The organism is Paenibacillus sepulcri (genome assembly GCF_042647105.1).
Lineage (GTDB): Bacteria > Bacillota > Bacilli > Paenibacillales > Paenibacillaceae > Paenibacillus_Z > Paenibacillus_Z sepulcri.
Genome location: NZ_JBHRUP010000001.1, coordinates 80,069 through 92,827, shown reverse-complemented (window position 1 = coordinate 92,827; position 12,759 = coordinate 80,069). Strand labels below are relative to the sequence as shown.

The following is a 12,759-nucleotide window of genomic DNA, read 5'->3' as shown; positions in this document are numbered from 1 at the left end:
GGGGATGAACATGCTTAGACTCAAGGGAAATAGACTGAAAGTGCGTTATGACCATTCAGCTTATTTATATCTGCTGCCAGCGTTTTTACTGCTCGGGATCTTTACTGTATACCCCGTCATTCATACGTTCATCACTTCCTTTAAGCTCGACTACCGGTTTTTAACTGGTGAGCACACCGGATGGAGTATCAAACAATATCTCGATGTCATCAAGGACCCCGTCTTCGGGAGAGCGCTAATCAACACGCTGTTCATCGCTTTCATCTGTGTGCCTTGCTCTATGCTCTTTTCTTTTATTCTGGCGATTGGCCTGAATTCCATCAATCGGTTCAAGGGATTGTTCGTTACGGTCTTCTTTCTTCCACAGGTAACCAATGTGATCGCTGCGGGGATGGTATTCACATTTATTTTCAACACCCATGTCGGACTCATGAACTCAATTCTCGGATGGTTCGGAATAGAGCCAATCGCATGGATTAGTGGTGAAGGCATTCTAAGCTCGCAGCATCGGTACAATGTCGCCTACATGCACAGTCTGTTCGTCTTATTCGCTTACAGCGTATGGGATGGATTGTCACTGCACATCCTCCTCTTCCTGGGCGGGCTTCAAAATATCGACCGGTCCTATTATGAAGCCGCCAGCCTAGACGGTGTTAGCAAATGGACGATTGTTCGCAAAATCACATTGCCATTGTTGTCGCCGACAACCATTTTCGTTTTCGTTACCTCCGTCATATTTTCTTTCCGGGCATACGCCAGTGTCATCGCCTTGTTCGGTGGTTCATTCGGACCGCCGGGAGATAATTCCAAGATGATGATTACACTTGTCGGCTATATCATGGACGCTTTGGGCAACTATTTAACCCCTGGAGCTGTAAGTAGCGCCAGCGCTGCGGCGGTGATCTTGGTACTGATGGTCATGACAGTTGTGTACCTGCAAATGAGATGGACGAAGGGAAAGGTGTTCTACCAGTGAAATCTGCAGTAAGGTTTGGCCAAGGGGTGCTATATCTGTTATTAACCGTATCTGCAGTGCTGATACTTGTGCCGTATTATTGGATGATTAGCACGTCCCTGAAATCGGCAGCAGAGGTTGTTCGAGTTCCTCCAACATTGTTCCCGACAGAGTTGCGGTGGCAAAACTATGCAGATGCCATCGTTCAGGCGCCACTACTCACGTATTTGTGCAATAACTTGATCGTGGGTATAGCGACCCTAACAATTAGCACGACCGTGTCTCTTCTAGCGGCATTCGCTTTCGCCCGGTTGCGCTTCCGCGGGAAGAACATGCTTTTCTTCGTTGTCCTGTCTACAATGATGATTCCGCAGGAAATGCTGATTATTACCAATTTCCAGACGATTGCGAACTGGGGATGGATGAACACGTGGCAAGCGCTGGTGGTGCCGTACTGGGTCAATCCTTTTAATATCTATCTGCTGAGGCAGACCTTTATGCAGATTCCCGACGAACTGTATCAAGCGGCGAAGGTCGATGGATTAACCAACTTTCGCTACTTGATGAGCATCGTGCTGCCGCTCTCCAAATCAACCGTGGCGACGACCCTGGTTCTGTCCATGATATTGATCTGGCAAACCTTTGCATGGCCGAATCTGGTTACGACAAAAGATAGCCTGAGGCTCGTTTCTAACGGTTTACAGAATGCTTTTACCAGCAGTGTTGGTACGATCGCCTACGAATTACAGATGGCCGCGGCGGCAATCGTCACATTGCCCTTGATCATGATGTTCCTTTTGCTACGCAAACAGGTATTTTCAGGCATGATACATGGGGGCATCAAAGGCTAGCAAAGTAGACCTTCAAGTCCATATCCGGTGCGGTTCATCAAACCGACCTTTATATAAAACAATAAGATGAGGGAGAGTATTCTGAAATGAAAAAAATGATCTTGTCCGTTCTTATTGCTTTATCTTTAATCTCGTTGGCTGCTTGCGGTACCAATCAAACGCCGGAAAGCAGCGATGCTAGCGAGCAAGCCTCGTCATCTGCAGGCTCATCAGCTTCGCAGGGCGCCCTGGAAGCATCCGTCAATAGTATATTGACGGATAAGAAGGAGGTCCATATTTCGTTCTGGACGGGAACTGGCGCCGCGAACTTTCCAATACTGCAAAAGATGGTCGACGCCTTCCAAGTTCAATATCCGAATATCAAAGTGGAATTATCTAATCAGGGGGCGATCGGCGAACTGACGGACAAATTAACACAGAATATCGTCTCTAAGTCGACACCGACGTTGTCCAATATCGATATTACAACCTTTCCTGAATACATTAGCAGTAATGCGATCGTAGACCTAATGCCGTATTACCAAAATAAAGACATTGGAATGGCGACTAGCAGCAACGGACTGTTCCGGTATTACTTGGATGAAGTGAAGAGCTTTGGCCCGGAAGGCACGATGTACGGATTCCCCACCAATAAGAAGACGTCAGATGTGTTGATTTACAACAAAACTTACTTCGACAGCAAAGGCTGGCAAGCTCCGAAAACGTGGGACGAGGTCGTAAGCTACGCGAAGTCGATTAAAGAAGGGACGGGAAAGCCTGGCTTTAGCTTCGATAATGCGTATGGTGATGCTCCTTTCAAACTGCTCTCTGAGCAATGGGGCAGCCCTTATATCAACGCTGACGGTACGATCGACATCGACAACGATGCAAGCAAATCAGCTTTGAACTTCTATAAGGAAAATATGGACAAGGGATATTTTACAATGCCCGAATTACTGCCTAGCACGGAAGGTACAAAGTACACCAGCAACGCGTTTGTCAAGGAAGAGACGTATATGTTCATCGGAGCGGCAGCAGGTGTACAGTTTGCAGTACCTAAGCCGGATGCAGGTCAGAAAAGCTTTGAAGTAGGTGTTGCACCTTTGCCGCAGAAGGACCATAGCCATCCAGTGAGCTTCTCAAAGGGAGAAGACTACGTCATTTTCGCTAATGCCACGGAAGAAGAAAGAGTCGCAGCGTGGCTACTCATCTCATTCTTGTCAGATGCGAAGCAAAATGCTGATTGGCTTATCCAGACGGGTAATCTTCCAATCAGCCAAGCTATGCTGGACGAATCTGCGTATAAGCAATTTCTGACGGCAAAGCCGAGCGGCGATTCTGCGTACTATCGGGCCGCAGCGGTCAATGCCGTACTTGCATTGGGGAATTTGTCCTTTAACAAGGTGATTCCGAAGTCGGGCCAACTTGCCCAAGCGGTCGGCGACATGTGGGAAGCAATTATGATCGGCGGAGGAGACAATAATCAGCAACTCCAAGCTGCAGCCGCCAAAGTGAGATAAAATCATCGTACTTGGAGTAAAGCGAGAAGATAAATAGTGTTCTAGCTTATTCTAGGTACAGCTCGCTTGAAAAAGGGACAAAAAGAGGCGAGATGGTGGCGTTATGAGTGTTATTCATAAGTCACCATTTCGCCTTTTTACACCACTTTCTTGAGCAGATAATGGGTATACGAAAGCCATCCCGCCTCCAGGCCAACTCTCGGCCCGGCCGTATGTATGGCCGAGCAACTAATCATTTTAAATGGATACCACCGGGAGAGATAGAAATGGAAAATCAAATGTGCGAAGTGGTGTTGCTTGAAACAAGTGACCTTCACGGGGTGGTACTGCCCAGAAGTTATGCAGATCAGAGTGCTATCGGACAAGGACTCGCCCGCATTGCGAGCATCGTGAGGGAAATGCGGCAGATTAATCCACAAACACTGTTGATCGATAACGGCGATTGCCTGCAAGGCACGCCACTTACATATTACCATGCCAAGGTCAACGACACGGCAGCCAATCCGGTCGTTGCTTGCATGAACGCGCTCAGCTACGACGCAGCTGTGCTCGGCAATCATGAATTCAACTACGGCATGCCTTATTTGCGAGGCGCAGTCGAGGCGTCGTCGTTTCCGTGGCTTTCAGCCAACACGATGGATGCCGAAACCGGAGCCCCTTTGTTCGGAAAACCTTATATTGTCCGTGAGATGCCGAATGGCTTGCGGATCGGAGTGCTTGGCTTGACTACATCTTACATTCCGAATTGGGAACATCCGCAGCATATTAAAGGTATTCAATTTGGTGATGCAGTGGAAGCTGCGCGGCAATGGGTGAATCGGTTGAGACGGGAAGAGCGCGCCGACGTTGTCATCGTGTCTTACCACGGCGGCTTCGAGCGTGATCCGATAACTGGAGATGCAACGGAGCCGCTTACCGACGAAAACGTCGGGTACACGCTTTGCGAACAGGTGAGCGGCATTGACGTGCTGCTGACGGGGCATCAGCACCGCGCGATTGCCGATTGTAAAATCAATGGAGTTTGCGTCGTTCAGCCTGCGAATGAAGGCCGCTTTTTAGCGAAAGTAACGCTGCAGCTTGCCAAGGGCGAAAGTGGCTGGACCGTGACGGGCAGTCGGTCTGAGTTAATCTCTGCAGCGAATTACGGCCCAGATGAAGTCATTGTACGAATAGTCGAAGAGGTGGAAGCATTGACACAGGATTGGCTGGATCAGCCGACCGGCTTCGTCGAAGGGGATATGATGATAACATCGCATGCGGACGCTCGGCTACGCGAGCATCCGTTAATTGAATTCATCAATCGCGTGCAGATGGATGTTTCTGGAGCGGACATCTCCAACACCTCTTTGTTCGACAACCACTCCAAGGGCTTTAGCCAACACATAACAATGCGCGATATTATTTCAAATTACGTTTATCCTAATACATTGAAGGTGCTCCGTATCTCGGGTCGCGATATCCGAGCCGCGCTGGAAAAGTCAGCAGAATATTTTAAGCTTGGCGCGGAGGGTGAAATTGTCGTAAACCATTCATTCCTGACGCCGAAACCGCAGCATTACAATTACGATATGTGGGAAGGCATTGATTACACACTGGACATATCGCTGCCGTTCGGCAGGCGGGTGACGAAATTGGAACGAAATGGCCGGCTGATTGCCGAAGACGAATCGTTCGACGTAGTGATGAACAATTACCGCGCGGGAGGTGGCGGCAATTACACGATGTTCCAGCATAAGCCCGTTGTGAAAAATATTGCTACCGATATGATAGAATTGTTGGCTGACTACATCCGGAATCGTAGTCGAATTGAGGCTACGGCAAACGGGAACTGGCGCGTCGTGAACGGAAGTGAATCACAAGGCATGCCGTTGGATAGGGAAAGGCCAAGAGAATAAACAACAATTAAACAACTTAAGAGATACCTCGAAGGGTTATCGCTGGCTAGCCAGTCTGACTTCTAAGTTTACCGTCTCAAAAGTAAGTACGATTGGATATAATTAATTAATTTATTTACAACGTATCCCTCGAAGGCGTTTTTTTCGTTGCGCTACCCCGAAAATTACTATTAGCTCAGACCTAAAAATGGCAGCACGAAACTAAACCCAGCTTTTATGGTTTTTAAAAACTGTGCTTCTTCGCAATCTATGAGACATTGAAACGCTAAGAGGCCTCCGAATTAGAGAGGGCTACCTGAAAACCAAGATTCTCAAGCTTTCGTATGGCTTGTCTCACGATCGCTTCTTGTTGTCGCTGTTCAAAATAATGACTTCCTAAATCTTTGTAATCTTCTTTTCGTGTAAGAACGTAATAAACAATGGTCATGATGGAGTGCGCGACGGCTACGGCTGCTCGGTGTCTGCCTTTTCGGGCGGCAATGCGTCTGTACTGTGCTCCTAGGTAGTTGTCGGATCTACATACGGAATGGGCGACTTCAATCAGTGCCGCTCGGAGATATTTGTTGCCTTTGCGAGTTTTTGAGGATTTTCGTTTTCCGGCACTTTCATTCTGTCCTGGAACGAGGCCCGCCCATGAACAGAGATTAGGGGCGGATGGGAAGCGCGAACCGACATCAGTCCCAACTTCGGCAAGGATTTGTTCGGCGGTTCGTCGGCCGATCCCTGGAATGGTATCTAGACGCTCAATGTCTTGCTGAAAAGGGTCGAGCCGTTTGGCTACCTCCGTATCCAGTTCGAGAATCTGCTCATTCAGAAAATCGACGTGTGTGAGCATCGTTTTCAGCATGATCCGCTGGTGGGCACTCATGTTGCCGCGTAAGGCCAATTCCAACTCTTCCTTCTTTTTCTTCAGTGTTCGTCGCGCGAAAGCTGCCAGCTTTTCGGGATCTTCTTCTCCCTCGATCATGGCACCCATCATATCGCGGCTGCTCACGCCCATAATGTCGGAGACAACAGCAGCGAGCTTCATGTTGGCGCCTTCAAGGACCTTCTGAACCCGGTTATGTTCACGAGAGCGTTCCTGAATCAGGCTGCGACGGTAACGGACTAATTCGCGGAGTTCGCGTTGGTTACGGTCCGGAATGTAGCTGGGTTTGAGCAGTCCATGACGCAGAAGGTTACAGATCCACTCGGCATCTTTCACATCCGTCTTCCTGCCGGGAACAGCTTTAATGTGCTGTGCGTTTACGACGAGGAATTGAATCTCCTCGGCTTCAAGCAGGTTGACGATGGGTTTCCAGTAAACACCGGTACTCTCCATGGCCACGTGCGTACAGCGATGCTGCTTGATCCAGTCGATTAAATCCAGCAGGAACACCGTATGCGTACGAAAGGTCTTAATCTCCTTTCCTTCGGGAGTCATGACGCAAGCGGTAATGGACTTCTTGTGAACATCCAAACCACAAGCGCGTTCGATCAGGACATCCATAACATTCACCTTTCTACGGCAATGAAAGTTGAGGACTGGTGCAACAACCAGAAAAGGATTACTCTACCCCGCGTGCTTCCCAAAAGGAGCGACATACCGTGGTGCACCGTGATCGTCGTAGTCAGACTAACGGATGGGTTCGCGACACCATAGCGTAACGACCTTCCTCACCAGCCGTAAATATAGTATAAAACGCCGCACCAAAATTTTCATTACTCTGTGGTGCCCCGAGAGGGGCATGGGTGGCTAACGGGTACGTTAGTTGAATGATATAAGGAGCAGTTTGCCGTGGCGCTGTTCGTTATTTTTATTAAACTCCCTCAGAGAATAAGGATTTTCTCACGAATGCTCGCTCATTCGCAGGATGTCACATGCATGTTTAAATAGGAGTTTAAATGATTACATTAAATGGGCTAAGCAGTTCCATTTGAGGGCATGCGGGAATAGAGGGTGTTGGTATATTTACAATATCTTCCATAGAAAGATTTACTGCACGTCTCTCTCCACAAGGTCCTTGGGATTCACTCTCCCAAATCTCAACAGCAGGGCCTTCACTCAGCTAAAACCAGCTAATAGCTTGTCAAGATTTTTCTCTTAAGTTTTAGAAGAAAAAGCACTATACTGAAAAATGGGCATGGTTAAGAGCCTTCCTTATGAGCGATGGAAGGTTTTTGGTCTTAATGGAAAGTGTGGTTCTTAAGCTAAATCAAGGAAGGGCTCTTTCTTGGTTAAAATGGCATAGATCCAGTGAAGGAGCTTGTTTATACAGGCAACAACGGCGACTCGGTATGGTTTTCCTTCTTCACGCTTCTTATCGTAGTATTCACGAAGCTTTTTATTCCGGGAATTCTTTAACCCACATATGACCGCAAGATACAGGCTATGCCTCAGCTGCTTGGAGCCACGTTTCGTGATGCGATTGGTGGTGGCGGTAAACTTCCCTGACGAAAAGACACTAGGGTCTACGCCTGCAAAGGCAACTACTTTTTTGGCGTGATTAAACCGGTTGATCTCCCCGATTTCGGACAAAACCGTTGCCGCGATTTTGCTGCCGATCCCGGGTATTGACTGGATAATTCTAAATTCCTCAACTTCTTTAGCGAGAGCATCGATCTTCTTTTCAAGGTGGGATAGATGCTCTTGGTATTGAAGGAGGAGGTTGATGTATAACCCAATGCTAACGAGATGGCTGCTGTAGGCTGTCTCCTGGAAAGGGTTATTCACCGCTGCTTTTAGAATGGTCTTGGCCTTTTCGCTAGCCCAGTTCTCGGAGCGTCTAGGGCAAAGACACGCGATTCTGTCCGTGAGTTTCGTTAATCCGGCCCCAAGAATCATTTTGGATGTTGGAAACTCCCTTAGGACAGATAAGGAAACAGTGGAGTACAAGTCCCCGAAAATCCCTCTATAGTCGGGGAAGACTTGGTCTAATACGGCCTGGAAGTGAAGCTTAGCCTGAACATACATATGGGTAATGGAATCGTGCTGTCGTGTCAGGTGACGAAGGTTGAGCAGCCCAATACCTCTTTGTTTTTGGGTTTCAAACTCCTCTTTGTAATAAAGCTCGCACAGTTGGTAGGCATCCACAGCATCAGTTTTCACCTTGCGAAGACTGGATTTCTTCGCTTGATGAGAAATAAGCGGATTGATCACAAGGTACAAGAACTCGTTTGACTCGAGAAACTGTACGACAGCTTGATGATAATGCCCCGTTGATTCCAATATGAAAACAGGGGTAGAGCCCGTTTTATTACGGACATCTTGGATGGTGCCCAGCAAATCTTTAAACCCTTCAAGCGTATGGAGGAACCGAAAGCTCCTGCCATAGGGTTGCCCTTTACTTAAAAATGCTTGTCCTTCACTTTGCCCTTTTGAAATATCCAGGCCAATTACTGGATTCATGATATTCTCCTTTCAGAAGTGGAATGGCCGGTAACCCCTATACGGCTTGCAGTTCCACAGCATCGCTTGTTATGCGAGATCCAAGTCTCAACCAGCCTAAACATGGTTTCCACAAGTAGGGGGCGAACAGTTTTAGCGACGGGATTTCCTCCCACGGATACGATCGTTCTGCTCCGGCTACCGATACATACACCGCGTAAAGCAAAGTGGTCAACCAGTAAAAACTGGCTGACCTCATAATACGACGGGTACGATAGCTTAATCGAGACATGAAGGCGGCTGGCCAGTACTACATGGTAAATTAAAGCTAATATTTTATACGAAGGGAATATTTGCAGTGGATATTGTAAAAGAAATGAAGGCTCATGGTCTTTACATTCGTCTTGAACTAGGACTCGAAAATTTGATGGGTGAGGCATATCGGTGCGAAGGTCTACGTCGCGCGAGTGCCATTTGTCGTTCAATTTTCGATCCTGAAGACGATGTGATTTTTATGCATCGCACCAGCTATGGTACAAATGAAAAACGAGTCAGTAAAATACGATTAAAACGCTTTTTCAAAACGCGATTGAAGCAAACGCGATCGTGCACTTTGCCATATGAGTTTGATGAATCTGATGACGAACTCTACACTAAAGAATGGGCTGTTGAAGTTAAAGCGAAAGAAATCCGAATGCCGTATGTACTTGAATCCATTGAAAATGCCGATTTCATGCGTAAACCGACCTCCGGCGGTCGGATTTACCTGTATAACAAAACAAAAGGCATTTTGTTTCACATGTATGACGATCGCGGCTGTGATATTTTCAGTTCCGACAAAGGCACTCTTTTGCCTCTCTACCATCTACACCGAAAATGGATCCTAGATTTTAACCGATACGAAATTGACAGCCTTTTCGGTGAAGGACTCGCCGGTATCATTGAAACGGACGAAGAACGAAAGACTCGATGGGAATTTAACGACAAAAAAGTTACTGATTCCGGAATCAATCTTAGGCGAGTTAATACCTGTCACATATCGCATCATTTCGAGATTCCGTCCGTGAACGCCGATAAGTTTGCAATAGAAATCGCGTTCACGTCGTTCGCGATTCGGCGGATTTCCATAACGGATGACCGGGTCACGTTTATAGCTACCAAAACGCAAGCCTTAGCGCTTATTGATTATCAAACGCACCTCATGAGTATGTACGGCAAAAAATATGGGACCTATGCCGGTTGGAGCTCTGAGAAAACAGTTTGATTCAGTGGAGGTCAAGAAAACAGCCTTCAGGAAGAATATCGAGCTGCAGAAATATTAGCTCAAGCCATTTCAAATATAGCAAATAATAATTGATTGCACTTAATTTAGTAAGTAACCATTCCGCTAACGGGTACAATAGCTCAATAAGGGGGGGCCATTATGGTCCTTCCTATTTTCCATTCCAACCCGGAAAAGCATCTACTAGACTGTTATAAGGAGAACTAAAAAGTCCCCTAGACAGGAGGGCGACTTTTTCAATACAAGCGCCGGACTACAAAGAACCTATATCAATTTCCTTAGCTGAGAAGACTTCTCAATGAGTGCTGGTAGCTACAGAAGATCTCTGTTCATTTTGGTTATGGAATGAACATCGATGCGGGAACCTGTCCCGCGACCATCATCGTTACAAAAACGTAAGTTTGGGGAACCGCATTGTAAGTCAGAATTAGTATAGCCTCGTGTAGAATGAGAAAAGAGGACATTGAGTTATCCTCAATAGGCGAATGGAGGTTCCAAAAGCATGAAAACCAAATGGAAAATCATTCTAAACAGTGCGGCGATGGGCCGGAAGCTTCTGCTCCATCTAAGCATAGGCGCCCTCCTGGTTGGCGGAATGACCGAAGCCGTTCCGACCTTGTATGCTGAATCGTCAGTCTCCGTCCCGATTCGAGACACGAACGCATCGGTCACGTTCAGCTTGCCTGCGCCAACCGGGCCTTACTCGATCGGCACGACGGAGCTGCATCTGATTGACCGGGGCCGGCCTGATCCGTGGGTGGAAGACAAAAAGCGCGAACTCATGATCAGCATCTGGTATCCAGCCAAGCAGAAGCCCGGACAGCTCGCCCCATACATGCAGCCCGGAGCGGCCGCCCACTACGAGCAGACGACTCTTGCCTCCGTCGGCATAAAGCCGGGGACAATCAATTGGTCGCGAATTACGACGCACGGTCGGATAGCTGCCCCGGTCGCGAATGCCCGTGGCGGCTATCCCGTCGTACTGTACTCGCCAGGAAGCGGCGTACCGCGGACGGCCGGCACGATTGCGGCCGAGGAATTGGCCAGCCATGGTTATGTCGTAGTTACTATTGATCATACGTACGACGCGTCCGAAGTTGAATTTCCCGACGGGAGGGTCGAAATCCAGGCATTGCCAAAGCTGAGCAAGGAATCAGTGATGCGATCGCTTGCCGTACGCGAGCTGGACATTCGATTCGTCCTTGACCAGCTTGCTGTACTCTCTACCGGTGGAAATCCCGACGCCGATCAGCGCCGGCTACCTTACGGGCTTGGCGAAGCGATGGATCTTGCGCATATCGGCATATTCGGTCATTCGGCCGGAGGTGCCGCCGCCTTGCAAACGATGCACGATGACAGTCGCATCGATGCCGGCATACTCATGGACGGCACGTTAGGCTATTTGCCGGATTCTCTGCTTCCGGTCGCGACGGAAGGTCTGGATCGGCCCTTCATGTTGTTGGGCTCAGGGTATTACAAGGAGGAAGGACCCGATTCCCACTTGACGAGGCCGGACTGGAAGTCGTTGTGGGAGCATTCAGCCGGCTGGAAGCTTGATCTGAACGCGCCTCAAGGCATGCATTTTACGTTTACTGATTACCCGGCGATTTTGCCACAATTGAAAGAAAAGCTGGGCTTACCCGATACGGTGATCCAAGAGTCGATCGGTACCATCGATCCGGCGCAGGCAATTGCAGTCCAACGCGATTATGTCATAGCTTTCTTCGACCGACACTTGCGATACATGTCCGGCGATTTACTCCAAGGTCCTTCACCGGAGCACCCGGAAATTGAATTTATCCGTTAATCAATCTAACAGGCCAATGTGGACAACCGTTTCAGAGGTACGGAAACGCCCAAACCGGAGACGATAGCTAGCTGCAGTGAACCAGTCCTTTAAGGGGGCTGGTTTTTTCGATACATAAGATATAAGGTATGTGTTGAAAATGTCGTTACGAACGGGCAGGATACCCTAATTACTACGCAGAATTACTTTATATCGTAACGCTTAAACACCCAAATTTTTGAGTCAAGACCACTTAACGAGCATTATCCTTATATTTGCACGAATCTACTCAAACTTTCACTGTGAATGGCTGAACTTGCTGGGCCATGATCGCTTTTCGAAATTGTTCGGGTGAACGATCATATAAGCTGCCATGCATGCGCCGCTCGTTATAAAACGAAAGGTATTCTGTTACAACACGATACGCTTCCTGGTAATCTACAAACTCATTTCGCAACAGACATTCGGCCTCAAGGAGACTGTGGAAAGCTTCGATGTGCGCGTTTTTATTCGGCGTTTTCGGCGGAATACGTTCATGTTCCGTCTGATGCATCCGACAAGTCTCTTCGAAGGCACGAGAAATGAACTGCGGCCCGTTGTCCGTCCGAATAACCGGTCGAATGGTCGAGTGGAACAACTGACGTTTCCAAAGCGCACGCGGAATAAGAGCCGCTGCATGACTCCCCTCACAGGACAAACCGATGTGGTAATCGATCACCGCACGATCGTAGACATCCAGGACACTGAGCAGGAAGAAGAAGCGCTGTTCGCCTGCAATATAGCCATATTTGATATCCATCTCCTACAGCTCATTGGAGGCCTGGATGATCCGATTATTTGCTAATTTTCGCGGGTAATGCACGCGTTTGCGGCGTTGTGGATGCAACAGGTCCATGGATTTGAGCAGGCGATACACTTTCTTTTTGTTGATGATGAGGTGGTAATCCTGCTGCAGGGCAAGCGTCAGCTTACGGTAGCCATACACGCCGGTTTCCCCGTTGATCAGCTCACTAAGCCACTCGGCGATCTGCCCGTCACTGACCGGATCTCCAAAAAGAGACCGGGAGTAACCAGGCACGGGGCGACCACCGCCGCGCTTGGCGGAACGAGGCTCCACCTGTATT

General features: G+C 48.3%; 10 protein-coding genes. 6 read left to right on the top strand and 4 right to left on the bottom strand.

Annotated features, from left to right (window positions below; all coding sequences use genetic code 11):
- The first annotated feature begins 10 nt into the window (after window positions 1-10).
- The 4 genes from ACFOLF_RS00430 to ACFOLF_RS00415 all read left to right on the top strand — a co-directional run bounded on the left by ACFOLF_RS00430 (window position 11) and on the right by ACFOLF_RS00415 (window position 5,200).
- A complete protein-coding gene (locus ACFOLF_RS00430) occupies window positions 11-976 on the top strand; it encodes a carbohydrate ABC transporter permease (RefSeq protein ID WP_210047195.1) in 966 nt (321 codons plus the stop codon).
- Window positions 973-1,806 carry a carbohydrate ABC transporter permease gene (locus ACFOLF_RS00425; protein ID WP_210047196.1) on the top strand — a complete coding sequence of 278 codons (834 nt, stop codon included), beginning with the start codon at window positions 973-975 and terminating at the stop codon, window positions 1,804-1,806. Before ACFOLF_RS00430 ends, ACFOLF_RS00425 begins: the two co-directional genes overlap by 4 nt.
- Window positions 1,807-1,892: 86 nt before the next feature.
- Window positions 1,893-3,305, top strand: coding sequence for an ABC transporter substrate-binding protein (locus tag ACFOLF_RS00420; protein ID WP_210047197.1), 1,413 nt, complete (start codon window positions 1,893-1,895; stop codon window positions 3,303-3,305).
- 266 nt (window positions 3,306-3,571) lie between these two features.
- On the top strand, window positions 3,572-5,200 hold the full coding sequence (locus tag ACFOLF_RS00415) for a bifunctional metallophosphatase/5'-nucleotidase (protein ID WP_210047198.1): 1,629 nt from the start codon (window positions 3,572-3,574) through the stop codon (window positions 5,198-5,200).
- Between the two features lie 265 nt (window positions 5,201-5,465).
- Here ACFOLF_RS00415 and ACFOLF_RS00410 read toward each other — a convergent pair whose 3' ends face one another.
- Window positions 5,466-6,689 carry an IS110 family transposase gene (locus tag ACFOLF_RS00410; protein ID WP_379219378.1) on the bottom strand — a complete coding sequence of 408 codons (1,224 nt, stop codon included), beginning with the start codon at window positions 6,687-6,689 and terminating at the stop codon, window positions 5,466-5,468.
- Window positions 6,690-7,385: 696 nt separating this feature from the next.
- Window positions 7,386-8,588, bottom strand: coding sequence for an IS110 family transposase (locus tag ACFOLF_RS00405; protein ID WP_379219376.1), 1,203 nt, complete (start codon window positions 8,586-8,588; stop codon window positions 7,386-7,388).
- 337 nt (window positions 8,589-8,925) lie between these two features.
- On the opposite strand from ACFOLF_RS00405, the gene ACFOLF_RS00400 reads away from it, so the two are divergent.
- Together ACFOLF_RS00400 and ACFOLF_RS00395 are read left to right on the top strand one after the other, a co-directional pair.
- Window positions 8,926-9,831 carry a DUF3885 domain-containing protein gene (locus tag ACFOLF_RS00400; protein WP_210047190.1) on the top strand — a complete coding sequence of 302 codons (906 nt, stop codon included), beginning with the start codon at window positions 8,926-8,928 and terminating at the stop codon, window positions 9,829-9,831.
- A 520-nt stretch (window positions 9,832-10,351) separates the two neighbouring features.
- Window positions 10,352-11,656 carry an alpha/beta hydrolase family protein gene (locus ACFOLF_RS00395; RefSeq protein WP_210047189.1) on the top strand — a complete coding sequence of 435 codons (1,305 nt, stop codon included), beginning with the start codon at window positions 10,352-10,354 and terminating at the stop codon, window positions 11,654-11,656.
- Between the two features lie 268 nt (window positions 11,657-11,924).
- On the opposite strand, the gene ACFOLF_RS00390 is transcribed toward ACFOLF_RS00395, so the two are convergent.
- Both ACFOLF_RS00390 and ACFOLF_RS00385 read right to left on the bottom strand, forming a co-directional pair.
- Window positions 11,925-12,434 (bottom strand): DDE-type integrase/transposase/recombinase, encoded by a 510-nt coding sequence (locus ACFOLF_RS00390; protein ID WP_210047188.1) that lies wholly within the window; start codon window positions 12,432-12,434, stop codon window positions 11,925-11,927.
- Between the two features lie 3 nt (window positions 12,435-12,437).
- A complete protein-coding gene (locus ACFOLF_RS00385) occupies window positions 12,438-12,752 on the bottom strand; it encodes an IS3 family transposase (protein WP_210047187.1) in 315 nt (104 codons plus the stop codon).
- Between the last annotated feature and the right edge of the window lie 7 nt (window positions 12,753-12,759).